Below are 25,847 nucleotides of genomic sequence, written 5' to 3'. Positions count from 1 at the left end.
ATGCGTGAAATCATCAATATGATCGTGGTGTTGTCGCTTATCTGCGCCGCTTCCGGTACCCTGCTGGTCAACCTGAAGCGGGCCACCAGGGCGAAGATCGAACAACAGGTGCTCATCAACGTCCAGGGCCCGGCCCTGATGACCGTGCTCGCGGGGTGCGACAACGATCCCATCGCCGAGCGCAAGACCGTTGACGGCGTGACCGTGTTCCCGGCCAGGCGCGCAGGCAAGCTCGTGGGCGTGGCCTTCGAGACCTTCGCCGCCGGGTACTCCGGCGACGTCGGGGTCATGGTCGGATTCGACGTGGACAAGAACCGGCTCATCGGCATCGGCATCACCACCCAGACCGAGACGCCGGGCGTGGGCACCCGGATCATGAAGCCCGCCTTCCTCAAGCAGTTCAAGGGGCACGGGCTCGACTCCATGGCCCTGAGTTCCAAGAGCGGCGACATCGACGCCGTGGCCGGGGCGACCTATTCGTCCTCCGGCGCGGTGGACGCCGTGCGCAAGGCCCTCACCCTGTACAAGGGCATCAAGCCCCAAATCGCCGACCTCTGGCCGGCGTCCTAAGGAGCGACAGCAATGAGTGCTTCCCTCAAGAAGGAATTCACCAAGGGGCTGTGGGACGAGCTGCCGCCGTTCCGCGTGGTCCTCGGGCTGTGCCCGACCCTGGCCGTGACCTCCACGGCCGAGAACGGATTCGGCATGGGCATGGCCGTGCTCTTCGTCCTGACCCTGTCCAACGCCATCATCTCGGCCCTGCGCAAGGTCATTCCGGGCAAGGTGCGCATCGCCTGCTTCATCGTCATCGCGGCCTCCCTGGTGGTGGCCGTGGAGCTGCTCATGCAGGCCTACACCTATTCCCTGTACCAGCGGCTCGGCATCTTCGTGCCGCTGATCGTGGTCAACTGCATCATCCTGGGCCGGGCCGAGGCCTTCGCCTCCAAGAACCCGGTCCTGCCGTCCATCGCCGACGGCCTGGGCATGGGGCTCGGCTTCACCCTGTCCCTGACCTTCCTCGGCGCCTTGCGCGAGGGCTTCGGCAACGGCACGATCTTTGGCGTGCCGGTGGCCTGGGAGTCCTTCCAGCCCGCGCATTTCATGGTCATGGCCCCCGGCGCCTTCGTCTGCCTGGGCATGATCCTGGCGGGCATGAACGCGCTCAACCGGTACCTGAGCCGCCGCAAGGGCGAGCCGCTGACCGAGCCGCAGAACACGGCCTGCGCGTCCTGCGCGGGCTGCAACATGTGCATCACGGCCAAGAGGGAGGGGTAGGTCATGGATTACTTCATGCTGTTCATCTCGGCCATCTTCATCAACAACATCGTCCTGGTCCAGTACCTGGGCACCTGCCCGTTCATGGGCACGTCCAAGTCCACGGACGTGGCCATCGGCATGGGCGCGGCGGTCATCTTCGTCATGCTCATGGCCACGGCCTTCACCTGGCCCCTGCAGCACTACGTGCTCACGCCGTACGGCATCGGCTACCTCCAGACCATCGTGTTCATCCTGGTCATCGCCTCTCTGGTCCAGTTCGTGGAGCTGTTCCTGAAGAAGGTCATTCCGCCGCTGCACGCCTCGCTCGGGCTGTTCCTGCCCCTGATCACCACCAACTGCGCGGTCATGGGCGTGGCCATCATGGTCCAGCGCAGCAACTATTCGTTCGTCAAGGCGATGGCCTTCTCCCTTGCCTCGGGCATCGGCTTCCTCATCGCCCTGGTCATCATCTCCGCCATCCGGGAGCGGCTGGACGTCTCCCCGGTGCCGGTGGTCTTTCGCGGCATTCCGGTGGCGCTCGTCACGGCGGGCATCATGTCGCTGGTCTTCCTCGCCTTCCAGGGCATGGCCGCGTAACCGTACAAGCACAAGGACGAGATCATGGTTACCTCATCCATATTGGTTCTGTTTCTCCTAGGGTTGACGGCCGCCTCGATCCTGGCGGTCGCCTCGCGTATCCTCTACGTCAAGGAGGACCCTCGCGTGGCCAGGGTCGAGGCGTGCCTGCCGGGCGCCAACTGCGGCGGCTGCGGGTTCCCGGGCTGCTCGGCGGCGGCTGCGGCCGTGGTCGACGGCATCGCCGCCCCGGAGGTCTGCGTGGTCGCCAACCTCGAGACCGCCGCCCGCATCGCCGGGATCATGGGCGCCGAGGTGCAGTTCAAGGAGCCCAAGGTGGCCACGAACATCTGCAGCGGCGGCTCGCGAGCCAACCTGCTCTTCGACTACAAGGGCGTCGAGGACTGCCGCGCCGAGGCGCTGCTCTACGGCGGCGAGAAGTCCTGCGGCATCGGCTGCATCGGGCTCGGCACCTGCGTCAAGGTCTGCGGGTTCAACGCCATCCGCCTGAGCGACGCCGGGCTGCCCGTGGTGGACTGGAACGCCTGCCGGTCCTGCGGCAAGTGCGCCGAGGCGTGCCCCACCGGGGCCATCCGCATCTCCAGCGTGACCAGCGTGCTCCTGCACCTCAACCAGACCGACGACTGCCTGGCCCCGTGCATGCAGAAGTGCCCGGCCCAGATCAACGTCCGGCGCTTCATCCAGCAGCTCAGGCAGGGCGACATGCGCGGCGCGCTCCTGACCATCAAGGAGCACAACCCGCTGCCGCTCATCGTGGGCCGCGTCTGTCCTGCCCCGTGCGAGAACATCTGCCGGCGCAAGATCGTGGACGAGGGCGTGGCCATCCACACCCTGCAACGGTTCGTGGCGGACTGGGAGATGCACTCCGGCGTGCGCGTGCCCCTGCACTGCAACCCGCCCAGCGGACACAGGGTGGCGATCATCGGCGGCGGCCCGGCCGGGCTGTCCTGCGCCTACTTCCTGCGCCGCGTCGGCCATGAGCCGGTCATCTTCGAGAAGCGTCGGCACATCGGCGGCATGATGCGCGGCGTCATCCCGGAATACCGCCTGCCCAAGAAGGTGGTGGACTGGGAGGTGCAGACCATCCTCAACCTCGGCGTGGAGGCCCGCACCGGCGTGGCCTTCGGCAAGGACGTGACCGTGGCCGACCTCGAGCGCGAGGGATTCGAGGCCGTCTTCATCGCCACGGGCGCGTGGAAGGTGCCCCCGCTGGGCATCGAGAACGACGACGCCGAGGGCGTGCTCGACGCGGTCTCGTTCCTGTACGGCGTGGGCCGGGAATACACCGACCTGCGAGGCCGCACCGTTGTGGTCGTGGGCGGCAGCAACACGGCCATGGACGTGGCCCGCAGCGCCGTGCGCCTCGGGGCCACGGCCATCGCCCTGGTGCCGAGCATCCAGCGCAAGATGTCCGCCAACAAGGACGAGGTCCTGCGCGCCCTGGAGATTGGGGCCGACCTCCGCTACATGACCGCGCCCCTGGGGCTGGTGGCGGAAGACGGGGCCGTCTGCGGCGTGACCTATTGCGACCTGGCCTACGACGACCCGGAAAAGGCCAAGGGCGACCCCAAGCCCGTGACCGGGACCAAGGCGTTCGTGGCGGCCGACCTGGTCATCGCGGCCACGGACCGCGTGGTGGACGACAGCCTGCTGCGCGACGCCGAGGGCAACCCCCTATTCAAGACCGACAAGAAGACCGGAGGGATCGGCGCGAACCCGACCACGTTGCAGACCGACATCCCCAACGTGTTCGTGGGCGGAGAGGTCCACACCGGCCGCAACATCCTGATACAGGCGGTGTCGGACGGACGCCGCGCCGCACGCTCCATCCACTTTTACGTGACCCAGGGGACCGTCCCCGAGCCGGACAACCAGCAGGTTCAGGTCATCCCCGAGACGATCCTCAAGGACATGCACGTGACGTACTCCATTCCCAGAGTGCAGGAGCCCCTTACCAGCGTGGAAGAGCGGCGGCACACCTTCAAGGAGGAGGTGGCCGGTTCCATCACCTACGAAACGGCCCGTAAGGAGGCGAGCCGCTGCCTGCGTTGCGGACTGACCTGTTACGACGCCGACGCCGGGGCCGAATATACCCTGGACGAGGACGTCACGGTCATCGCCGCGCCGGGCAGGGAGTAGGCGAGGACCCTCGTACGATCTCCCGATCGGGCTCGCGTGCGTCTCACCCTCCGGGGATAGCGCCCCCTGTCGCCCGGAGGACAGGCGCATCAAGCCGCAGCCCCGGACACGCAAAGTGTCCGGGGCTGCAATTGTCACGGGCCGGGGCCGGGCCGTCGGCGGATCAGTTTTTCCGGCTTTCGGGAACGAGCCGCACGGCTAGGGCGGCGAGAGCGGACAGGGTGGCCAGGGCGGTCACGGCTCCCCAGCCCCAGTGGGTCTGCAGGGCGCTGCCCAGGGCCGAGCCCGCCGACATGCCGGTGAACATGCCCACGAAGAGCACCGCGTTGAGGCGGCTGCGCGCCTCGGCGTCCAGGGCGTAGATGATGGTCTGGTGGGCTATGAGCGTGGCCTGCACCCCGAGGTCGAAGCCCACGGCCGCGACGCCGAGGAGCACGAGTCGGCCCACGGGCGGGAGGGCGGGCATGAGGAACATGGTCGCGAAGGACGCGGCCACCAGGGCGGCCCCCAGCCGGGTGACGGACTCCGGTCCCTTCCTGTCCGCCATGCGCCCGGCCACGGGTGCGGCCAGGGCCCCGGCCGCACCGGCCAGTCCGAAGGCTCCGGCCGCCTCGCTGCCGAGGTGGAAGGGCGCGTCATAGAGCATCAGCGCCAGGGTGGACCAGAACGCGCTGAAGCCCAGGGAGAGCAGGCCCTGCGCCACGGCCGCGCGCCGCAGCTTCGGGTGGGCCCGCCACAGCTCGGCCAGGGAGCGCAGCAGCGCGCCGTAGGAATGCCGGATGGTCGGTTCGACCCTGGGCAGCATGCGCCATGCGCCGAGGCCGACGAGCACGATGCTGACGGACGAGGCGTAGAAGACCGAGCGCCAGCCGAAGTGCGCGGCCAGGTAGCCGCTGGCCACGCGCGACAGGACGATGCCCAGGAGCAGGCCGGTCATGATCGTGCCCACGATCCTGCCGCGCTGCGCGTCCGGGGCCAGGTGCGCGGCCGTGGGCACGATGTCCTGGGCCAGGGTGGCCGAGATGCCGATGCCCAGGCTGGCGGCCAGCAGCGGGACGATGGACGGTGAAATCGCGGACAGGAACAGGGCGGCGGCGAGCAGGGCCGCCTTGAGTATGATGATGTTGCGCCGGTCGAAGCGGTCGCCCAGAGGGGCCAGGAACAGGATGCCCAGGGCGTAGCCGAGCTGCGTCAGGGTCGGCACCCAGCCCACGATGTCGCCGGTCGCGCCGATGTCGGCCCCGAGCACGCCCAGGAGCGGCTGGCAGTAATACAGCGCGGCCACGGCCGCGCCCGCCCCGGCCGCCAGGAAGAGGACCAGCGACGCGGAGGGCGTCCGGTCTGTGCCGGGAGAGGTTGATAGGGAGGTATGGGAAGAGGTCATTGCTTTTCTCCTTTGCTTGCGGCGGCCGGATTTCAATACCGCCGGTTCGTTCCAATGCAAAGGTAGGTACGAGTCAGTTGTTTGTGAAATATATTGTTGTTGTAGATTTGATAAGTTTGTCTTATCAATAGGCATGGAACTCAGACATCTCCGCTATTTTGTGGGCGTCGCCACGGAGCTCAATTTTTCCAAGGCGGCGGAAAAACTGCTGGTCTCCCAGCCCGCCTTGAGCACCCAGATCGTGGACCTGGAGGAAGACCTGGGCGCGCCGTTGTTCATCCGCAGCACGCGCCAGGTCCGGCTGACTGCCGCCGGAGAAGCCTTCCTGGAGGAGGCCGAGGACATCCTGCGCCGGGCGGAGGTGGCTCGGCAGCGGGTCGCGCGCGTGGCCCGGGGCGAGGAGGGGGAGTTGACCGTCAGCTTCTTCGCCGCGCCGATCATGTTTTTCCTGCCGGAACTGGTCCGCCGGTTCCGCGCCGCCTATCCGGCGGTGTCCCTGCGGCTGCGGGAGCTGACCCCGGACAGGCAGCTTGCGGCCTTCGACCGAAACGAGATCGACGTGGGGTTCACCCGTCCTCTGCCTCCCGGCCATCCGCACCTCGAATGCGAACAGTTGTTCGAGGAGCGCTTCCTCGCGGTCATGGCCGAGACGCATCCCCTGGCCGGGCGCGACCGGATAAGCCTGGACGAACTGGCGGGCGAGCCCTTCGTGCTCATGGACCGCGCCGTGGCCGTCACCCTCTACGACCTGGTCATCGCCCTGTGCCGGGAGGCCGGGTTCTCGCCGCTGGTGGAGCACACGCCGGACCTCATGGCCTCGCTGCTCATGATGGTCGCGGCCGAACAGGGCGTCAGCGTCGTCCCCGAGGGCGTCCGCAACCTGCGCGACAGGCAGGTGGCCTACGTCCCGCTCGATCCGTCGCCCGATCCCATCCCGTTGCTGCTTTCCTGGGACCCCGGCCGGGACAATCCGGCCCGGGACGCCTTCCTCCGGCTGGTCCGCGAGGGCGGGCCCGACATCCGCCAGCAGGCCCGATTGGCGGAGTGAGGCGGCCGGTTTAAATGGAAGCACCAAGGAAAAGGCCTTGCGGAGAAACCGCAAGGCCTTGCTTGTTCATGTCGTTTGAGAAGCCGGAATCTACCGTTCCAGGTAGGTGTACCCCCGCAGGCCGTTCTTGTAGGCCTGGAGGATTTCGCGGCGCTGGGCCGGGGTGATCAACCCCTTGCGCACGCTCTGCTCGGCGGTTTCGCGGAAGCGGGTGAGCAGCGCCTTGGTGTCGTATTCCACATAGGACAGGACGTCCTCCACGGTGTCGCCTTCCAGTTCGCCGACGAATTCGTACTTGCCGTCCTCCAGGATGCGGATGGTGACCACGTTGGTGTCGCCGAACAGGTTGTGCAGGTCGCCCAGGGTCTCCTGGTACGCGCCCACGAGGAAGGCCCCGAGGTAGTATTCCTCCGAGCTCTTGAGGGCGTGCAGGGCCATGGTCCGGTTCACGCCCGGTCCATCGATGAAGCGGTCGATCTTGCCGTCGCAGTCGCAGGTGATGTCGGCCAGGGACCCTTCGCGGGTGGGTTCCTCGTCCAGCCGGTGCACGGGCATGACCGGGAAGAGCTGGTTGATGGCCCAGGCGTCGGGCAGGGACTGGAACACGCTGAAATTGCAATAGTAGATGTCCGACAGGGTGCGCGCGATCCCCTCCAGCTCCAGGGGCAGGGCGGGCAGGTTGCGGGCCAGGACCGCGATGCTTCGCACGGTCTGCCAGAAGACGTTTTCGCCCAGGGCGCGCTCGCGGAAGGAGATGGTCCCCTGGTTGAAGGCCTGGCGGACCTCGTCCCGATAGTAGAGGGCGTCGTTGAAGCTCTCCTGGATGTTGTCCGCATGCAGGGCGAGCATGGTCGCGTGCAGGTGCCGGATGTGGACGTTGGTGTCCTCGGGCAGGCTCTCCGGAAGCGGCTCGGGCTCGAACCGGGCGGCGTCGAGCACGTTGAAGAGCAGCATGGAGTAGTAGGCCACCAGGGCCCGGCCGGACTCGGTGATGATGGTCGGGTGGTCCACGCCCTGCTCGTCGAGCACGGTCATGACCCCCTCGATGATGTCCGCGCAGTATTCGTACACGGAATAGTTGCGGCTGCTGGACAGGCTGGTCCGGGTGCCGTCGTAGTCCACGGCCAGGCCGCCGCCGAGGTCCAGGTAGCGCATGCCCGCGCCCTCGGCCGTGAGGCCCGCGTAGATGCGGCTGGCCTCGGACACGCCCGAGCGGATCTCGCGGATGTTCGGGATCTGCGAGCCCAGGTGGTAGTGGAGCAGTTGCAGGCAGCCGAGCATTCCGGCCTCCTTGAGGCGGTCGATGACCTCGATGATCTGGGCCGCATTGAGGCCGAAGATGGAGCGGTCCCCGCCGGACTCGGCCCACTGGCCCGTGGCCTGGGAGGCGAGCTTGGCGCGCACGCCGAGGATGGGCTCCACGCCGAGCGCCTTGGAGCGCTCGATGATCAGCGGCAGCTCGCCGGGCATTTCGATGACCAGCACGCACTTGAAGCCGAGCTGCACGGCGTGCAGGGCCAGGTCCACGAACTCCTCGTCCTTGTAGCCGTTGCACACGAGCACGGCCCCGGGGTCGCTGTGCATGCCCATGGCCGCGATGAGTTCGGCCTTGCTCCCGGCCTCGAGCCCGTGGTGGTACTTGCGGCCGTAACGGGTCACGGCCTCGACCACCTGTTGCTGCTGGTTGACCTTAATGGGGTACGCGCCGAGGTAGCTCCCCCGGTAGGCGAGGCTTTCCATGGCCTGGATGAAGCTGTCGTTGAGCAGGGAAATCTGCGTGGCGAGCAGGTTCTCGATGCGCAGCAGCACCGGCAGGTCCAGGCCGCGCGCCTGGATTCCGGCGATGATCTCGGGGATGGACACCGCCCCGCCGAAGTCATCGGGGGTGGCGGTTACCTGGAGGTCTCCGTTCTCGGAGACGCCGAAGAAGCCCGCGCCCCATTCCCGGACGCGGTAGAGTTCCGCGGACCGCTCAGCGGTCCAGCCTTCGTGTGCATGGGTCACTCATATATCCTCCCTCAAAATATGGAACCGGGAAATCCGGCGCATTCCGGCGGCATGTAGGGGCGGGGGCCCCGAATGTCAACACGAATATCCGTCCGGCGGCGGATTGTTGCGAAAAAAAGGGGCGGGCCCGGCGGCTCATGGTCAACGAGGCCGGGGAGCGGGCCGCTCCCGGCTCAGTTCTGTACAGTGGTCGTCCCGTTCCGCTTGATGATCTTCTGCAGGCTGACCCGTTCGAGCCCGGCCAGGCGCGCCGCCTCCGAGATGTTCCCGCCGGTCCGGGCCAGGAGCCGTTCCAGGTAGTTCCGCGTGAATTCGCCCAGCACCCGCGCCTTGGCTTCCTTGTAGGCGTCTATGTGGTCTTCGTCCGCCTCCCCGCCGTGGCCGGGCCATGCCCCGCCCGGGCCGGACAGCCTGCCCTCGGCCAGCCGCAGGTGGACCATCTCCACCTGGTTGCCGGGGCAGAAGACCGTCAGGCGGCGGACGGTGTTCTGGAGCTCACGCACGTTGCCGTGCCAGGGCCGCTCGCACAGGCAGGCGATCACCTCCGGGCTCAGGGTCTTGGGGGCGAGGTGCATCTCGAGGCAGGTCTGGTTCAGGAAGTGCGCGGCCATGCGCGGGATGTCCTCGCGGGATTCCCGCAGGGGCGGGGTGTTCACGGTGAGCACGTTCAGGCGGTAGAAGAGGTCCTCGCGGAACTCGCCTTCGTTGATGCGATCCTGGAGGTTGCGGTTGGTGGTGGCCAGGATGCGTACGTCGATCTTGACGGCCGCGTTGGCCCCCACGGGCCGGATCTCCCGCTCTTGGAGCACGCGCAGGAGCTTGGTCTGCATGGCCATGGAGATGTCGCCGATCTCGTCGAGTAGGATGCTGCCGCCGCAGGCCGAGACGAACAGCCCCTCACGGGCCTTGTCCGCGCCGGTGAAGGCGCCCTTGACGTGGCCGAAGAGTTCGCTCTCCAGCAGCTGTTCCGGGATGGCCGGGCAGTTCACGGCCACGAAGGGGCCCTTGGCCCGGCTGCTCAGGCGGTGGATGTTCCCGGCCACGAGTTCCTTGCCCGTGCCGGATTCGCCGCAGATGAGCACGTTGTATTCCGAGGCGGCCACGGCGGCGACGGACTCCTTGAGGCGGCACATGGCCTGGGCCTTGCCCACCAGGGTGGACTCGCAGCGGCTGGCCAGGGCGCGCAGGGCGCGGTTCTCGCCGAGCAGCCGCCCGCGCTCCAGCCCCTTCTGCACCGAGCGGTGCAGCTCCTCCCGTTTGACGGGTTTGGTCAGGAAGTCGTAGGCCCCGGCCTTGAGCGCGGTCACGGCGGCCTCCACGCTGCCGTAGCCGGTGACCAGGATGACGGTCAGGCCGGGCTCGATCTCCAGGGCCCTGTGCAGGAGCTCCTGGCCGTTCAGCCTGGGCATGCGCAGGTCCGTCAGCATGAGGTCCACGCCGTTGGAGGTCAGGATTTCCAGGGCCTCGGCCCCGTCGCCCGTCAGCGATATCTTCACGTCGGGGAAGCCCGCGACGATGAGTCGGGCCAAGCCCTGGGCGAAATCGGGTTCATCGTCGACAATCAATACATGCTGGCTCATTCGGCCTCCTCGTCGTCCTTGGCGGCCAGGGGCAGGAACACGCGGAACAGCGCGCCGCCGCCGGGCCTGTTTTCCACCTCGATGTCGCCGCCCAGGTCGCGGATCAGGCTGTAGATCACGGACAGGCCGAGGCCTGTTCCCTTGCCCGCCTCCTTGGTGGAGAAGAAGGGGTCGAACACCCGGTTGAGGTGCTCGGGCAGGATGCCGGTCCCGTTGTCGGCCACGGTGATTTCGGCGAAGCGGCCGCCCGCGGAGATGATCACGCGCACCTCGCCGGTGCGTCCCTTTTCCTCCAGGCCGTTGACCGCGTCCAGGGCGTTCATGATCAGGTTGGTTAGGATGTGCTCCAGGGCGTCGGTCCCGGCCCCCAGCGGGGGGATTTCCGTGGCCGCCTCCAGGAGGAGCTCCGCCCCGCACGACTTGGCCCTGGGCTGGAGCAGGTCCACGGTGGCCGCGGCCACGGCGGCTAGGTCGCCGGGTTCGAGGGAGGCGGGGCGCGGACGGCTGAAGTCCAGGAGGTCGCGCACCACGCGCTGGGCCAGCTCGGTATGGCGGATGATCACCGCCAGGTCCGCCTGGGCCTGGCCGTTCTTCTGCGAGGCGGCCAGCAGTTCGGCGTAGCACAGGATGACGCCGAGCGGGTTGTTGATCTCGTGGGCCAGCCCGGCCGCGAGCTGTCCCACGGCGACCATGCGCTCGTTGCGCACCATCTGGTCCTCCATGCGCCGCTCCATGGTCACCTCGCGCAGGGAGGCCACGGTGCGGCGGCCCTTGGTCTCCTTGAGCGGGTAGAGGTGGGCCACGAAGATGCGGCCGTCCTGTAGTTCGAATTCGCCGCAGCCCGTGTCCCTGGTGGCTTCATGGACCATCTTCAGCAGGCTCGCGACGCCGGGCTCGTCCAGGGTGTCGGCCAGGCGGACGGCCGTGGAGTTGGCCAGGAGCACGGCGTCGCCCGCGTCCAGGAGCATAAGCGGGTCGGCGGTGCCCTCGAACAGGGAGGAGAGCATGGCGTTCTGGGTCAGCAGCCCGTCCAGGGCCTCCATGTTCTCCATGGCGATGCCCAACTGCTGGCCGATGGCCCGGGCCAGGTCGACCAGCCGGTCGGAGCGTTCCTGGGGCTGGTCCCAGTAGAGGTTCAGGAGCCCCCGGCTGGTGCCCGAGGTCTGCACCGGGATGTGCCAGGAAAGGTCGCCCATCCGGGGTTCGACCCCGGTAACCAGGTCGTGCCAGTCCTCCGGCAGCTCCGGCGGGACGTCGGGATCGGGCCAGGAGGCGAAGTCCGTGGCGGCCAGGACGCAGACATAGCTCGCGCTGGACGCGCCGAAGCGCCGGGCGATGAGTTCGAGCCCGGCGAGCAGCAGCTCCTGCTTGGTCTGGCTCTGGTTCAGGCTGTTTAGGAGCGAGACGAACAGGGCCACGTCGGCGCGGCGGTCGTCGGCCAGTCGGGTCAGGTCCACGGTGCGCTCGGCCACCTTGTCCTCCAGGGTGGCGGCGTATTCCTTGAGGTCCACGCGCGCCTGGCGCAGGTGCTCGGCAAAGAGCTCGAAGCCGTGCAGCAGCCCCTCGATCTCGTCCTCCTGGGGCAGGAACGGCTCGGTCTGGAGGGGGGCTTCGTCCGGGAACAGGCGCTGCATGACCCCGGTGACGCGGCCCAGGCTGTGGACCACCAGGCGGTGGAAGAAGCCCTGGATGATCAGGAACTGGACCAGGATGCCCAGGGCGAAGAGCAGGGCGAAGGACAGGGTCGCGTCCCGGATGCCGCCCACGTCGCGCTCGACCTTCAGCCGGACCATGTCGATGCCCGCCAGGCCGCCCACGTGATTGCCGAAGCCGCGCACGTCGCCGTAGCGCTCGATGAGCTCATGCGGGGCCTCGTCCGGCTCGCCGTGGCAGTGCATGCAGGAGACGTCGTAGCGCTGGGCGTAGACTGTGATGAAGTAGCGCTCGCCGTCCGCGTCCCGGAACTCCTCCAGATGCTTCAGCTCGGGGTCGGCCCGGAAGCGGTCGATGAATTCGCGTTCCAGGGCGTTGGCTTCGGAGTCGGGATTGCGCGCCCCCTCGGTGACGCGGCGGTAGGTGAAGCTGTTGTGCTCCAGGTTGGGGTCGCTCATGACCGCCCGGGTCACATAGGAGGCGCTCATGGCCTCGAGTACGAAGTGGTCGCTGGGCAGGGTCTTGTACATGACCGGGCGCAGGGTGTTGCGGACGTAGCGCTGCACGGCCTCCACCTGGGCCAGGATGAGCGAGGCCTTTTCCCGCGCCTCTCCCTCCATCAGGCGGTTGAGGTGGATGTTCAGGCCCACGGCGAAAAAGGCCACCAGGCCCGTCATGAGCAGGAACAATCCGGTGAAGAACTTGCTTTGCAGGCTGTGCGGCATGAGCCGGCGCATGGGTACCCCTCTCCAGTTTGCGGGAAGCATATGCGGCCGGGAGATCGAATGCAACAGGGGCGGTTTCGGCTGCGTCCTTTCGGCAGCAGGGTGTAGCCGCAACGTAGCACCCCTGGCGCGAGCCACTCAAAAATAATCCTATATTTCAGTGTGTTGAAAAATCCTACAAATTGGAACCCTTTTTGCTTTGCTGGCGCTTCAAAGCCGACGGAATCGGCTGTGGTCGATCTCTCGCTTCCGAAACGGGGCAGGGGTCGGAGGTATGCTGTTTCAACCATCGTCAAACCGAATGTGACAATGAGGAGGTTCTTATGGCGGAAAAACGGTGGCTCACCGAGGACAAGCTCGCACTCATCATGGGGCTGATTCTCTTCGCTCTCGGCCTGTTCAGTTTTGCCGGGGTCGATCTGTTGGGGTGGGGGGTCAACACGAACACCTGGATGGATCCCGCTAAGATCTTTTCCGTGACGGCCAAGGCCGATTACGGCGGACTGAACGGGTATGCGTCCCTGTTCCTGACCTATGCGTTCATCACCATCTTCCTGAGCTTCGGCGTGAAGTTCCTGGGCGGTGATGTTCCCAAGTTCATCAAGTCCTTCACCGTGGTTTTTTTTCTGAGCATGATCTGCTGGGCCGTCGGGCACTATGCGGTCATCGCCGCCACGCCGGACAAGCTGGAGAAATTCGGCCTGACCTGGGCCATGGGCCTGACCGGAGAGGCGGGCTTCATCGTCGCGCTGGTGGTGGGCATCCTCATCGGGAACTTCTTCCCCGGTTTCGCCGAGGAGATGAAGGAAGCCCTGCGTCCTGAAATGTACATCAAGATTGCCATCGTCATCCTGGGCGCCGAGCTCGGCGTCAAGGCCGTCGACGCCATGGGGCTGGCCTCCGCGGTCATCTTCCGAGGCCTGTGCGCCATTGTCGAGGCGTACCTGATCTACTGGGCGCTGGTCTATTACGTCTCGCGCAAGTACTTCAAGTTCAGCAAGGAATGGTCCGCGCCGCTGGCGTCGGGCATCTCCATCTGCGGCGTTTCCGCGGCCATCGCCACAGGCGGCTCCATCCGCGCGCGGCCCATCGTGCCGATCATGGTCTCGTCGCTGGTCGTGGTCTTCACCTGCATCGAGATGCTGGTCCTGCCCTTCGTGGCCCAGTGGTGGCTCAGCGGCGAACCCATGGTCGCCGGCGCCTGGATGGGCCTGGCGGTCAAGTCCGACGGCGGCGCGGTCGCCTCGGGCGCCATCACCGACGCGCTGATCCGCGCCAAGGTGCTGGCCGACACCGGCGTGCAGTACCAGGCGGGCTGGATCACCATGGCCACCACGACCATCAAGATCTTCATCGACGTGTTCATCGGCATCTGGGCCTTTGTCCTGGCCGCCGTGTGGTGCTCGTTCATCGAATGCAAGCCCGGCCAGGGCGGCATGAAGATCGGCGAAGTCCTGGACCGGTTCCCCCGCTTCGTCGTGGGCTACGTGGTCACCTTCCTGGTCATGCTGATCGTCTGCGCCACGAACAAGGACCTCATCCCGCTGGGCAAGGCGACCATCGCCGGAACCCACATCTTCCGGGGCCTGTTCTTCGTGCTGACCTTCTTCACCATCGGCATGGTGTCGAACTTCAAGAAGCTGTGGGCCGAGGGCATCGGCAAGCTGGCGGCGGTCTATGTCGTCTGCCTGGGCGGCTTCATCATCTGGATCGGGTTGTTCATCTCCTGGCTGTTCTTCCACGGCGTGAAGCCGCCGGTCATCTAGGAATGGGATTCGCCCCGCAACAACGAACGAACAAGGAGCGTACACAATGTCCGTAGAAGAACACAACATCGCGGAAGAAATGGGCAAGATGGAATATGAGCCGTTGCAGCCCATCGAGATCAAACTGATTCGCTGGAGCCTGATCATCGGGGTCGTGTCCCTGGTGGTGCTCTATCTGGTCAGCGCGGCCTTCTTCCCCGCCGCACACGGCGTATAGCCATTCCCCGGCGGGCGCGGCCTTGTCCGTGCCCGCCGTTTTCGGAGAGACATATGCAACAATGTGAAATGATCGTCAGCAAACTGGTGGACCGGGTGCGCGCGGATCAGCAGGACGTCCTGCGCAAGCGCATCGAGGAGGCCGTGGCCGAGCAGGCCGGAGCCGAAGGCCCCGAAGGCCCGACGGCGCACCGCTTCCTCGTGGACCTGGACCTCTTCGTGAACATGCGCGGGCCGGAGTTCATCTACTCGCGTGGCATCGCGGAGAGCCTGCGCGTGGGCGAGGACATCTTCGAGCTGGCCTACGTGCTCAAGAAGGCCATGCAGTAACCCCGGTCCCGAAATGGACCGACAGCCACCCCCGGCCGCCCCTCCGACCCCAGGGGGCGCACCGGCGTTGTCCAGGCGGGATGGATATGGAATGTATCCATCCCGCCGTACTTGGATTTCCATTTGTAGTACGTGGCGCTGCTCACGCCGTGCTCCCGGCAGATGTTCTTGACCGTCCGTCCACCTTCCACGGATTTCAGAATCCGTACAATCTGGTGTTCAGTAAATCTTGATTTGCGCATGTGAAACTCCTGGGCGCAGTTTGGGCCAGAAGTCTCTACTTTGCAATGGACCTAATTTACGGGGTCTTTACAGGGGCATTTTGCCCATTGGCGTTGTCAATTTATAGGTGTGTCATTCCCCGTTTTCATGGTGGTGTATTCAAAGAAATGCCTGCGAAGTGGTGGCAAGGTTGCGAAGCAAAGGACGGCGATGTTGAACGCTGTGGGAACGCCATAGAACAGGGCGTTGTCGAGATCCCAATTGCCATCAAGAATTAATGATATGCAGGCCCACCCGGGGAAAGCGATAGAGGGGAGTGAAGCGAGTATGTCCAGAGAGCGTCTTTTGTATCGTTCAGGCCATTTGTTAATGAGCCTGGCAATGAGGTGCGTATTGGCAAGTACGAAAGCAGCCATCGCACCCCATAGAACCCATGCCAATGGGGTCCAGTAGTTGAAACTGAGTGTGATCGCATCAAGCAGAAAAAGGCCGGTACCCATAACTAAAAATGCGCCAACAGCGATTGTCTGGATCGATAGCCCTAGGAGCAAGACCATACGAACAGCTCTAGGCACATTACGATACAATGGTTCTTGGTAATTCATGTTGTTTATATGTGCTGCTGATGGGCGGTAGTCAAGCATTGGCAGTGGGGCTGCCATTTCGCATACTCACTTCCAATGACGACAAGGAACTCACCTCGTTTACTTGAGTAAAGGGGATTTTTGTCCTCTAATGACCATCTCATTGTCTCTGGGGTCGTCGAACCACGTTCTCCAGAAGCTCATCTTGGAGGTTAACGAAAACACCTGAGCAGCTCCCGCTGCAGCTTGGGCAAAGGAAGAATCCAACCCGATCGCTTCAGTGTATAGGCCATAATGATAGTTGCCGAAGTCTTCGTATTCGGGATGTCCTCCTCGTTTGTAGTCGTATTTGGCTCCATCTTTGAAATTGAAGAATACCCATATGCATTTTAATGAGAAACTTGCTGTGGAATATGGCGGGAAGTTAAAAATGAATGGCTCACAAATTCTTTTTATCCGCCTTGCTTCCGCAATATTGGCTGCCAAATCGACACCTGGCGGCACTATGATGGCCCGGGATCGTCCCGTGACTTTGATCGCCTCGAACTCTTCAATCTCGCACTTGCAGTTCGGGTGAACCGGACCAGGACGAGTCTCGAACCACAGTCCTTTCATGGTTTGGCATTTGTCACATGCCTGTGGTTTCGGATGATATCGCCAGTAAGTCGCCTTGTCGCCTCCTGTTATCTTTCGGCTTCCGGCCACTGCACTCATGTGTTTGGGCATGCCGTACACCAGTTGATCATCTCCGATGTGTTGATCCCATTTCCCTGCCATTGTTTTCTCCTTTTGCATTGCTTTTAGTACAGTGCCCAATACGCCGTCAAAGTTGCGAAAAAGTATCACGGGTTTTCTGACCCAAATGGCCGAAACACGGAGATGTCGGTGAAATGCAGCCTGATGTCGGTAAAATGCACGGCGATGTCGGTGAAATACACCAAAGAAACCGTATTTTCCGCTTGACAAGTTTTTGAGAAAGTCGGTTCTGAGCGATGAGTGAATTGGAAACCAACTGATGAGAATCGGTTGGTCCAAGCAATCAACCCGCTGAAATCATGAAGTACGTATATTCAGTGTCCGCATATAGTACGCATATAACAATCAGTTTTGACCCGCTCTGTGTGAAATAGAAAAAGCCCCTCAGCGACATAACTCACTGAGGGGCTTGACCATTTACTGGAGCCAGGAATCGGAATTGAACCGACGACCTACTGATTACGAATCAGATACGCGGTCAGCTACGCGTCGTTGTTCAGCAACCTATGCCGCACTGTATGGATAGCAATGGGGTAGCAAAATCAAAAAAGGGTTTACGGAGAATTTCCGTAAACCCTTAATTTTTCTGGTCGGGATGAGAGGATTTGAACCTCCGATCTCTGCGTCCCGAACGAAATGGGCTATGCTGCATCTTTTGTAATCATTGAATTTATTTTTGTTTGTCACATGGAAAATACCCGTAAAATGGGTCTAAAATGTGACAAGAAATGTGACGGAAATAATCAACAGAACGTCATTGCGAAGGCAAGAAGAGGAATAGTCTAACCCATCTGCTTTCCCCTTTGGGATGTCTCAAATTTTGCCTCGTCGATTGATGTTCGACAAGAAGCCATGCATCTTGAAGGCGGTCACTTCAGGGAGGTAGACATGGACAATGAGAATAGAGTGAAACAATTCGAACAGATAGTGGGGCTAGTGGCAAACTCAATGCGCGATGCTTCTTTTGACTCTCGAACAAAGCAGACTTTTCTCGCCAGTGCCCTCATGTGCACCATCTTCGAGAACGCTTGTTCGTGCCTCCAATTGATCAAGATTTATCATTACTCCATGGTTCCGGTGCTGATGCGGAACCTCTTTGAGGCCCGCATTGACTTCAAGAACATCCTCAAGGACAGCGAATACCGAAAGATTATGATGGCTGCGTATGCCCGACAGGAAAGCACCTTTTTCAAAGGAGAAGCCCCAGACAACCCACTGTATAGTGCTGTCATTGACACTGATTGGTATAAGAGGAGGAAGAGGCGGTCTGAAGAAATGGACGAGAAGTACAAAGATATTCTGAATAACAAGGAGCATCTGATCAAGAGTCGACTTGAGAAGGCTGGAGACGGTGGCCTCTACAATACATTCTACAACTGGTTCTGTAGGGAGTCTCACAACAACATCGATGCTCTCATAAGTCGGCACATTGAAGAGATAGATGGAAGATTCCAAATGGTTCTTTTTAATGATGCAGATTCTCTGAGATTTTTCCGTGTAATTGGGGGCATCCTGGTTGAGAGCGCGGAAGAGTATTTCAAACACATCGGGCAGGAAGAGGAACGAATCGACCAAGCGCGAGTGCTATATGAGGAACTTCTACTCATAAAGTCCACCTAGTGGCGCCTGGGATTTAATTTAGCAAGTCCAGTGTCAATCGCTGCGTTAGAAACGCGGTGTTTGGTATGTGCATTTCTTTCAAATCTCTGCCCTTTATTCCGCGATTTTACAATAAATGTGACAAGCACATGTGACAAAAGAAAAAGGCACTTACATGAAAATCATGTAAGTGCCTGTTTTTTCTGGTCGGGATGAGAGGATTTGAACCTCCGATCTCTGCGTCCCGAACGCAGCGCTCTACCAGACTGAGCCACATCCCGATGCACGTGAGAAGGGGTGTTTAGCGCACGGCTGATAAAAAGGCAAGGCAAAATTTCAATGAAAGTTCAAGGTTGTGGACAAAGGGGCTAAAGCCCCTTAAAGGGAGAGATTGCAAGACAAAATAATGTCCAGCCGCGTCCCGGCCGGATAGTGTGCACCATTGCCGCAACGTTGAGCGGCTGCTGAGGTCGCCCGGGCGGTGCGGGAGACGGAATATGGGGCTTCTCAAGGAGTTGTATACGTGATCAAAGTTCTCGTCGTTGATGATTCCGCGTTCATGCGAAAGGCCATCAGCACGATGCTCGACAAGGACCCCGGTATCACCGTGGTGGGGGTGGCTCGCAATGGACGGGTCGGCCTGGACATGGTGCGCAAGCTCGATCCCGATGTCGTGACCATGGACATCGAGATGCCCGAGATGGACGGCTTGACCGCCCTCCGGCACATCATGATGGAATGCCCCCGGCCCGTGCTCATGGTCAGCTCCCTGACCACGGAGGGCGCGGAATCCACCCTGAAGGCCATGGAACTCGGCGCCGTGGACTTCATCCCCAAACAACTTTCCAAGGTGTCGCTGGACATCATCAAGATCGAACGGGACCTGATCGAGAAGGTCAAGACCGTGGCCGCGCGCAAGATGCGCCACGTGGCAGCCCGGGCCGCCGCGCCCCGGCAGGTCCGCAGGCCCGTGCCCTCGGCGCGGGCGGGCGGGCGTCTGATCCGCGACGTGGTGGCCATCGGCGTGTCCACCGGCGGCCCGCCCGTGGTCCAGAAGATCCTGTCCTCGCTGCCAGCCGATTTCCCGGCAGGCATCGTCATCGCCCAGCACATGCCCGCGGCCTTCACCGGCCCGTTCGCGGCCCGGCTCGACAGCGTCAGCCAGATCTCGGTCAAGGAGGCCGAGACCGGCGACGTGCTCAGGCCCGGCCATGCGTTCGTCGCCCCCGGCGGCAGGCACATCGTCCTCGACCAGAAGGTCAGCCGCATCGAGGTGGTGGTCACGGACGAGCCCGCAGACGCCCTTTACAAACCCTCGGCCAACGTGCTTATCAGCTCGGTGGCCAGAGCGGTGGGCCGCAGGGGGCTCGGGGTCATCCTGACCGGTATGGGCAACGACGGCTGCGAGGGCATCCGCGACCTCAAGGGGAAAGGGGGACGGGCCCTGGCGCAGAGCGACTCCACCTGCGTGGTCTACGGCATGCCCAAGGCGGTGGTGGAGCGGAACCTGGCGGACGAAATCGTGGATCTCGACGACATGGCCGAGTCCATCATGGCGAATTTATACAAATAAGAAAGACCCGCGAAATTGGAAGGGGGAGGTCTGACAAGATGGCGGATTGTACCGATTATCTGGCCCTGCTGAGCAGCGACAACAAGGAAATCGTCCGGGAGAGCGCCTTCAGGGCCGGGGAAGACAACTGCGTCGAAGCCGTGCCCAAGCTGGCGGAACTGCTCAAGACCAACCACCTGGGCATCCAGGAGGCGGTGGACAGTTCCCTGCGCAAGATCGGCGGCCGGGAAACCGTGGAGGCGGTCATTCCGCTGCTGCGGTCCGACGAGGCCCCGGTGCGCAACCTGGCCATGGACATACTGCGCGAAGTGGGCAACCAGGACATGCCGTCGCTCATCGACCTGATCCTGGACGAGGACCCGGATATCCGAATTTTCGTGGCCGACATCCTCGGCTCCACCGGGAATCTCCTGGCGGTCCAGCCCCTGTGCGAGGCCCTGCTCAAGGACCCGGAGGTCAACGTCCGCTACCAGGCGGCCGTGAGCCTGGGCGAGCTGGGCATGGAAGACGCCACTCCCTGCCTGAACAAGGCCATCAACGACGAGGAGTGGGTCCAGTATTCCGTGATCGAGGCCCTGACCAAGATCGGCCACACCAGTTCGGTGGACGCCCTGGTCAAGGCCCTGGACGGGGCGTCCGACCTGGTCGCCTCCATGATCATCGACTCCCTGGGCGAGATGGGCAACGTCAAGGCCGTGACCATGCTGCTCAAGCGCATGGCCGACGCGCCCACCGCCCTGCGCAACAAGATCGTCAAGGCCATCGTCAAGATTCTCGGCGGCAAGTCCCTGACCCTGCTCAGCGACGAAGAGCGCGAGCGGTTCCGGCAGTATCTGCTGGTGGCCCTGCAGGACGAGGACGAGGAGATCCAGGACGCCGCCATCCAGGGGCTGGCCTACGTGGGCGGCGAAGAGGCCTCCTCGGGCATCCTCAAGATCGCCGGCGGGCTGGACCAGGATCGCGACCAGGACCGGCTGCAGCTGATCATCGGCTTCCTGGCCCAGATCGGCCTGACCGACGCCCTCAAGCAGGGGCTGCTCGGCGAGGACCAGGACGTGGCCCGCGTGTCGGTGCAGGTTCTCTCCCAGATCGCGCCCGAGGCCTGCACCATGGAGGACTGCGTCTGCCAGGTGCTCATCGAGGCGTTCTGGAAGGCCGCCTTGCCCGTGCAGCGGCAGATCGTCAGCGTGGTCGCGGCCAAGGGCGAGGAGCGGTCCAAGGACTTTTTCATCCGCGTGCTCAACGAGCACGAGGACGGCACCGTGCTCAAGAGCGCGGTCTACCTGCTCGGCGAAAAGCTCCGCCTGCCCGAGGTGGTGGACCAGATATTCCCGCTCATGGACCATCAGTACGACGACGTGAAGGAGGCCGCGCTGGAGGCGTGCATCGCCATAGACGGGCCCGAGGTGGAGGCCCGCTTCCAGGAGATGTTCCGGAGCGAGGAGCCCATCCGGAGGCTCATGGCCACCTACGCCCTGGGCAAGCTCGGCCCCATGGAGAACCTGGACATCCTGACCCAGGCCGTGGAGGACGAGATCCCGGACATCCGCAAGGTGGCCGTGGAGGCCCTGGCCGCGTCCGGCGGCGACGAAGCCGTGTGGCGGCCCCTGATCCTGCACAGGCTGTCCGACGAGAGCAAGGACGTGCGCCTGACCGTCATCGAGATCATGGGGCAGCATTACGACGAGGAGATGGCCCCCCATCTCATCGACGCCCTGAACGACGAGGACGACTGGGTCAAGATCAGGGCCATGGACGCCCTGGGCGAGCACGCCACGCCCCAGGCCGCCCCGTTGATGATCGACATGTTGAACAACTCCAACCGGTTCGTGGTCATGAAGGCCATCGAGGCCCTGGGGAACATCGGCGGCAGCGAGGCCTTCTCGGCCCTGCTGGAAGTGACCAACAGCGACGAGTACGAGTTGGTCAGCGCCGCCGAGGACGCCATCTCCAAGATACAGGAAATGTAGGAGCAACCATCCGGCATGTCGTCTCTTTTTTCGAAGACCATATCCCTCGGCAAGGAGCTCAAGATCACGGATCTGGAGTTCGCCAACCTGCGGGATTTCATCTATGCCGAATGCGGCATCTATATTGCTGACAACCGCAAGTATTTATTGGAAAACAGACTCGGAAACAGGCTCAAGAAACTCAACCTGAAGAATTTCGACGAATACTACAATTTCCTTCGGTTCGACCCGGCCAGGGGCGCGGAGATGAAGAAGCTCTACGAGGTCATCACCACCAACGAGACGAGCTTTTACCGCAACCCGCCCCAGCTCAAGGTCTTCCAGGAGGAGATCCTGCCCGACGTGCTCGCGTCCTGCCGGAAGAAGGGCAGGAAGCTGCGCATCTGGTCGGCCGGATGTTCCACCGGCGAGGAGCCCTACACCATCTCGATCATTATCCACGAGATGCTCAAGGCCGAACTGCCTTCCTGGGACATCCGCATCACGGCCAACGACCTGTCGGAGCGGGTGCTGGAATCGGCCCGGCGCGGCGTGTACAACGACTACACGCTGCGGACCACGCCGGAGGAAACCGCCGCCCGTTATTTCGACATGGGCAACGGGCAGAACAAGATAAAGCCGGAGGTCAAGAGGCTGGTCAGCTTCGGCCAGATCAACCTTCGGGACCGCGTGCAGCTCAAACGGGTGGAACGTTCGCAGGTTGTTTTTTGCCGGAACGTCATCATCTACTTCGACGATGAGATGAAAAAGCGCGTTATCAACGCATTTTACGACAACCTGCTGCCGGGCGGCTATTTGATCATCGGCCACTCCGAGTCGTTGCACAACATCACGCGCGCGTTCAAGCCCATTCACTACCCGGGCGCCATTATTTATCAAAAGGAGGAGTAGGACATGTTCCGTGGCGGATTTGATAAGGTGGCGCCTGCCGTGCTAATCAGGGGGAACTATGCCTAAACATATTCTCATAGTGGACGATTCGAAGACCGTCAGGAACCTGGTGGCCTTCATCATGAAAAAGGAAGGGTTCAAGGTGACCACGGCGGAGGACGGTCTGGACGGTCTGGAAAAGCTGTACAGTCTGTCCGAGGTCGACCTGATCGTGTCCGACGTGAACATGCCCCGCATGGACGGCCTGACCTTCATCAAGACCGTCCGGGAGCAGGCCGCGTACCGGGACATCCCCATCGTGGTGCTGTCCACCGAGGGCCAGGACAAGGATATTCAGACGGGATTGACCGTGGGGGCGAATCTGTACATGATCAAACCCGCCCAGCCGGAAAAGCTTGTCCGGAACGTCAAGATGCTGCTGGGATAGCCGTCCGCGCGCGGAGCGGCGAGATAACGAAACCGACGCGGCGGGGACGCGGGACCGCGCAACGCCCCGTTGCCGCATGAGGAACCTCGATGAGCCAGGACTTTCTTGATCCGGAGATCTTGTCCGACTTTTTCATTGAAGCCAAAGAGCACTTGGAGACCATCGAACCCAACCTGCTCGAGCTGGAGAAGAGTCCCGACAACCTCGGCCTTCTCAACGAGATATTTCGCCCCATGCACTCCCTCAAGGGGGCGTCGGGCTTTCTCGGCCTGAACAAAATCAACGGACTGGCCCACAAGGCGGAGAACATCCTGGACGAATTGCGCCAGGGCTCCATGCGGGTGACCGGGGCCATCATGGACCTGATCCTCTCGGCCACCGACGCCCTGCGGACCATGGTGGACAACCTGGAGACCAGCGGGGTGGAGGGCGACGTGGACACCGCGCCCATCATCGCCCAGATCGAAGCGGCCCTGCTCGGCCAGCTCCAGGATGAGGGCAGAGCCGAACCGCAGGCCGCGTCCGCCGCCGTGCCCGTGGCCGAGGCCGAACCGGAGCCCGAATACATCGAACCAGAACCCGCCGTGGCGGCGGATGACGCCGGGGACGCCGACATGACCGCTTTTCATCCGCAGCCCGATCCCGACTTCGACCCCACCCCCTATGCCCTGACCACGGTGGGTGAGGGCCATCTGGCCGACTTTCTCGAAGAGGCGCAGGAAATCGTCGAGAACCTGAACCGCTGTCTCCTGGCCCTGGAAGGGGACCCGGGCGGCAACGACGAGTTGATCAACGACACCTTCCGCTACTTCCACAACCTCAAGGGCAACAGCGGCATCATCGGGTTCAAGGAGCTCAACTCCCTGACCCACGAGGCCGAAACCCTGCTGAACAAGGTCCGCAAGGGCGAGATCGCCTCCAGCCAGGGGCTCATCGACCTGCTCCTCTCGGCCGTGGACCTCATCGAGGCCCTGGTGGCCAAGGTGGACATGGAGACCAGCCGGGTCGAGCCGCTGGACACCAGCGTCATGGTCCAGGTGCTCCGCAAGGTCACCGAGGACGGCAGCGTGGACGCGGTCAGCGGCGTGGTGGCCGTGGGCAGAAAGGCGTCGGAGACCGCTCCCGAACAGGACGAGGCCAAGGACGAGCCCGCTTCCCTCTCCGAGCCCGAGTCGCCTGAGCCCGAAGCGCCCGTGGCCGAGTACGACCCCGAGGACGTGGCCCTGTTCGTCCAGACCATCGAGCAGCAGTTCGAGGCCGTCCTCGTGGCCTTCAAGATGCTCCGCGAGGACGCCGGGCAGAAGGACATTGTCGATGGCCTGTTCCGGACATTCCAGACCATCCAGAACTCCACGGGATACATGGGGTTCGACGAGATCAAGGAATACGCGGGCCGGACAGTGGGACTGGTGGACCAGGCCCGCAATTCGGACATGGATTTTTCGCTGATGCTCGACATCCTCGAGCAGGAATACGCCATTCTCAGGGACATGATCACTGCGGCCATTGACACGTTGCCCGGCGCGGCCTTATCCAAACCCGCGCCCAAGGCCGCCCCTGTGCCCAAGGTCACTCCCGCGCCCAAACCCAGGGCCACGGCGTCGGCTTCCAAGCCCGCTCCGGCCCCGGCTCCGAAACCGGCGGCCCCGGCCCCCGCGCCGCGCGCCGAGGCCAGACCCGTTCCGGCCGCTCCGCGCGCGGCCAAACCCGCAGCCAAGCCCGCTCCGGCGGCAAAGACGACCATGCCCACCACGGCCGTAAAGAACAGCGCCAGCCAGGCGCAAGCCCAGGCCCAGGCCAAGCCCAAGGCGTCGAGCACCATCCGCGTGGACCATCACAAGCTGGACCACCTGATGAACGTCATCGGAGAGCTGATCATCAACCGCAACCGCTACGCCATGCTCGCCCGCGCCCTGGAAGAGGGCCAGGAGGACGTGCACGTCGTCGCCCAGCAGCTGACCGAGACTACCTAAGCCATGGCCCGTATTTCCGACGACCTGCAGGACACCATCATGAAGGTCCGCATGGTCCCGGTGCAGACCGTCTTTTCCCGCTTCCCCCGCCTGGTCCGCGATCTGAGCCGCAAGTCCGGCAAGCAGGTGGAACTGATCATGGAAGGCGAGGAGACAGAATTCGACAAGTCCGTGGTGGAGGAGATCGGCGATCCGCTGGTCCACCTCGTGCGCAACGCGGTCGACCACGGCCTCGAGGACGAAGAGACCCGCATCGCCGCGGGCAAGAAACCCAAGGGCCACGTATGGCTGCGGGCCTACCACAAGGGCAACTCCGTGGCCATCGAGGTCGAGGACGACGGCCGGGGCATGGACCCGGAAAAGCTCAAGGCCGTGGCCGTGCGCAAGGGCGTCATCTCCCAGGAGGAGGCCAACGCCATGGACGACCGCGAGGCCCTGGACCTGATCTTTGCGCCGGGCTTCTCGTCCGCCGAAAAGGTCACGGACATCTCCGGGCGCGGCGTGGGCATGGACGTGGTCAAGACCAACATCAAGAACCTCAAGGGCAGCGTGAACACCCAGTCCGAAGTGGGCAAGGGCTCCAAGCTGACCCTGACCCTGCCGCTGACCCTGGCCATCATCGACGCGCTCATGGTCCAGGTGGCGGGCGACACCTTCGCCATTCCCCTGGACGCCGTGTCCGAGACCACCAAGATCGAGGTCGAAAAGCTCTCCGACGTCAACAACCGCAAGGCCGTCACCCTGCGCGGCGAAGTCCTCGGCATCGTCGAACTGGCCGAACTGCTCGACATGCCCCAATCCATGGACGAACGCGACGTCCTGCCCATGGTCGTCATCCAGGACAACGACCGCCGACTCGGCCTGGTGGTGGACCGCCTGCTCGAACGGCAGGAGATCGTCATCAAGCCGCTCGGCCAGTACCTGAACAACTTCAATCTCAAGGGATTGTCCGGCGCGACCATCATGGGCGACGGCTCCGTGGTCCTCATCCTCGACCCCCACGAGATCTATAGCCTGTCCACGCAGCTCGGCCGCAAGGAACCCCTGGTCGTGAGCGGCGCTATTACGAGCAAGTCGTAGTAGGATGCCTCCGGCGGCCGGGGGAAGGGGGAAAGGGAACCCTTTGAAAAGGGCTTCCCTTTCCCCCTTC

Annotated in this window: 19 protein-coding genes, 1 tRNA gene and 2 pseudogenes; 14 read left to right on the top strand and 8 right to left on the bottom strand. The window is 63.2% G+C overall.

The window, feature by feature from the left end:
• The 4 genes from rnfG to AB6M95_RS05440 are packed head-to-tail and all read left to right on the top strand — an operon-like array spanning nucleotide 1 to nucleotide 3,993.
• Nucleotides 1-570, top strand: coding sequence for an RnfABCDGE type electron transport complex subunit G (rnfG, locus tag AB6M95_RS05455; RefSeq protein ID WP_371385725.1), 570 nt, complete (start codon nucleotides 1-3; stop codon nucleotides 568-570).
• Between the two features lie 12 nt (nucleotides 571-582).
• Nucleotides 583-1,275, top strand: a complete 693-nt coding sequence (rsxE, locus tag AB6M95_RS05450; protein ID WP_371385724.1) for an electron transport complex subunit RsxE — start codon at nucleotides 583-585, stop codon at nucleotides 1,273-1,275.
• 3 nt (nucleotides 1,276-1,278) lie between these two features.
• Nucleotides 1,279-1,854 (top strand): electron transport complex protein RnfA, encoded by a 576-nt coding sequence (locus AB6M95_RS05445; protein ID WP_371385723.1) that lies wholly within the window; start codon nucleotides 1,279-1,281, stop codon nucleotides 1,852-1,854.
• A 24-nt stretch (nucleotides 1,855-1,878) separates the two neighbouring features.
• Complete coding sequence (locus AB6M95_RS05440) at nucleotides 1,879-3,993, top strand: FAD-dependent oxidoreductase (RefSeq protein WP_371385722.1); 2,115 nt, start codon at nucleotides 1,879-1,881, stop codon at nucleotides 3,991-3,993.
• A gap of 163 nt (nucleotides 3,994-4,156) precedes the next feature.
• On the opposite strand, the gene AB6M95_RS05435 is transcribed toward AB6M95_RS05440, so the two are convergent.
• Nucleotides 4,157-5,377: an MFS transporter gene (locus tag AB6M95_RS05435; protein WP_371385721.1), complete on the bottom strand. Its 1,221-nt coding sequence runs from the start codon at nucleotides 5,375-5,377 to the stop codon at nucleotides 4,157-4,159.
• Between the two features lie 133 nt (nucleotides 5,378-5,510).
• Here AB6M95_RS05435 and AB6M95_RS05430 point away from each other — a divergent pair, with 133 nt between their 5' ends.
• Complete coding sequence (locus AB6M95_RS05430) at nucleotides 5,511-6,425, top strand: LysR family transcriptional regulator (RefSeq protein WP_371385720.1); 915 nt, start codon at nucleotides 5,511-5,513, stop codon at nucleotides 6,423-6,425.
• 90 nt (nucleotides 6,426-6,515) lie between these two features.
• Here AB6M95_RS05430 and speA read toward each other — a convergent pair whose 3' ends face one another.
• The 3 genes from speA to AB6M95_RS05415 form a co-directional block, all read right to left on the bottom strand.
• On the bottom strand, nucleotides 6,516-8,429 hold the full coding sequence (gene speA / locus AB6M95_RS05425) for a biosynthetic arginine decarboxylase (protein ID WP_371385719.1): 1,914 nt from the start codon (nucleotides 8,427-8,429) through the stop codon (nucleotides 6,516-6,518).
• A gap of 176 nt (nucleotides 8,430-8,605) precedes the next feature.
• On the bottom strand, nucleotides 8,606-10,012 hold the full coding sequence (locus AB6M95_RS05420; protein WP_371385718.1) for a sigma-54-dependent transcriptional regulator: 1,407 nt from the start codon (nucleotides 10,010-10,012) through the stop codon (nucleotides 8,606-8,608).
• Complete coding sequence (locus AB6M95_RS05415) at nucleotides 10,009-12,402, bottom strand: c-type heme family protein (RefSeq protein ID WP_371385717.1); 2,394 nt, start codon at nucleotides 12,400-12,402, stop codon at nucleotides 10,009-10,011. The genes AB6M95_RS05420 and AB6M95_RS05415 overlap by 4 nt, the downstream gene beginning before the upstream one ends.
• A gap of 311 nt (nucleotides 12,403-12,713) precedes the next feature.
• Between AB6M95_RS05415 and AB6M95_RS05410 the strand changes: the two genes are divergently transcribed.
• Genes AB6M95_RS05410 through AB6M95_RS05400 form a run of 3 tightly spaced genes read left to right on the top strand, consistent with a single transcriptional unit; the run spans nucleotide 12,714 to nucleotide 14,702 of the window.
• A complete protein-coding gene (locus AB6M95_RS05410) occupies nucleotides 12,714-14,156 on the top strand; it encodes a putative sulfate exporter family transporter (RefSeq protein ID WP_371385716.1) in 1,443 nt (480 codons plus the stop codon).
• A gap of 46 nt (nucleotides 14,157-14,202) precedes the next feature.
• Nucleotides 14,203-14,373 (top strand): hypothetical protein, encoded by a 171-nt coding sequence (locus AB6M95_RS05405; protein ID WP_338666586.1) that lies wholly within the window; start codon nucleotides 14,203-14,205, stop codon nucleotides 14,371-14,373.
• Between the two features lie 53 nt (nucleotides 14,374-14,426).
• On the top strand, nucleotides 14,427-14,702 hold the full coding sequence (locus tag AB6M95_RS05400; RefSeq protein ID WP_371385715.1) for a hypothetical protein: 276 nt from the start codon (nucleotides 14,427-14,429) through the stop codon (nucleotides 14,700-14,702).
• An 83-nt stretch (nucleotides 14,703-14,785) separates the two neighbouring features.
• Here the strand turns inward: AB6M95_RS05400 and AB6M95_RS05395 are convergent.
• The 3 genes and pseudogenes from AB6M95_RS05395 to AB6M95_RS05385 all read right to left on the bottom strand — a co-directional run.
• Nucleotides 14,786-14,944 (bottom strand): annotated as a pseudogene (locus tag AB6M95_RS05395) (transposase); the annotation flags it as partial.
• 96 nt (nucleotides 14,945-15,040) lie between these two features.
• A complete protein-coding gene (locus tag AB6M95_RS05390; protein WP_371385714.1) occupies nucleotides 15,041-15,586 on the bottom strand; it encodes a hypothetical protein in 546 nt (181 codons plus the stop codon).
• A 42-nt stretch (nucleotides 15,587-15,628) separates the two neighbouring features.
• On the bottom strand, nucleotides 15,629-16,285 hold the full coding sequence (locus AB6M95_RS05385; RefSeq protein ID WP_371385713.1) for a polymorphic toxin type 44 domain-containing protein: 657 nt from the start codon (nucleotides 16,283-16,285) through the stop codon (nucleotides 15,629-15,631).
• Between the two features lie 867 nt (nucleotides 16,286-17,152).
• On the opposite strand from AB6M95_RS05385, the gene AB6M95_RS05380 reads away from it, so the two are divergent.
• Complete coding sequence (locus AB6M95_RS05380; RefSeq protein ID WP_371385712.1) at nucleotides 17,153-17,884, top strand: DUF5677 domain-containing protein; 732 nt, start codon at nucleotides 17,153-17,155, stop codon at nucleotides 17,882-17,884.
• Between the two features lie 183 nt (nucleotides 17,885-18,067).
• Here the strand turns inward: AB6M95_RS05380 and AB6M95_RS05375 are convergent.
• A tRNA-Pro gene (locus AB6M95_RS05375) sits at nucleotides 18,068-18,144 on the bottom strand.
• Nucleotides 18,145-18,386: 242 nt separating this feature from the next.
• Here AB6M95_RS05375 and AB6M95_RS05370 point away from each other — a divergent pair.
• From AB6M95_RS05370 to AB6M95_RS05350, 5 genes and pseudogenes are all read left to right on the top strand, one after another.
• Nucleotides 18,387-19,436, top strand: coding sequence for a protein-glutamate methylesterase/protein-glutamine glutaminase (locus AB6M95_RS05370; protein WP_371385711.1), 1,050 nt, complete (start codon nucleotides 18,387-18,389; stop codon nucleotides 19,434-19,436).
• Between the two features lie 38 nt (nucleotides 19,437-19,474).
• Nucleotides 19,475-21,406 (top strand): HEAT repeat domain-containing protein, encoded by a 1,932-nt coding sequence (locus AB6M95_RS05365; RefSeq protein ID WP_371385710.1) that lies wholly within the window; start codon nucleotides 19,475-19,477, stop codon nucleotides 21,404-21,406.
• Nucleotides 21,407-21,421: 15 nt separating this feature from the next.
• Nucleotides 21,422-22,297 carry a CheR family methyltransferase gene (locus AB6M95_RS05360; protein WP_371385709.1) on the top strand — a complete coding sequence of 292 codons (876 nt, stop codon included), beginning with the start codon at nucleotides 21,422-21,424 and terminating at the stop codon, nucleotides 22,295-22,297.
• 58 nt (nucleotides 22,298-22,355) lie between these two features.
• Nucleotides 22,356-22,724: a response regulator gene (locus AB6M95_RS05355; protein WP_071546983.1), complete on the top strand. Its 369-nt coding sequence runs from the start codon at nucleotides 22,356-22,358 to the stop codon at nucleotides 22,722-22,724.
• 89 nt (nucleotides 22,725-22,813) lie between these two features.
• Nucleotides 22,814-25,777: pseudogene (locus tag AB6M95_RS05350) on the top strand (chemotaxis protein CheA).
• Nucleotides 25,778-25,847: the final 70 nt, after the last annotated feature.

Source organism: Pseudodesulfovibrio karagichevae, assembly GCF_041414475.1.
Classification (GTDB): Bacteria; Desulfobacterota; Desulfovibrionia; order Desulfovibrionales; family Desulfovibrionaceae; genus Pseudodesulfovibrio; species Pseudodesulfovibrio karagichevae.
Note: the sequence above shows the minus strand (reverse complement) of the source record. Positions and strands in the feature narration are given on the sequence as shown.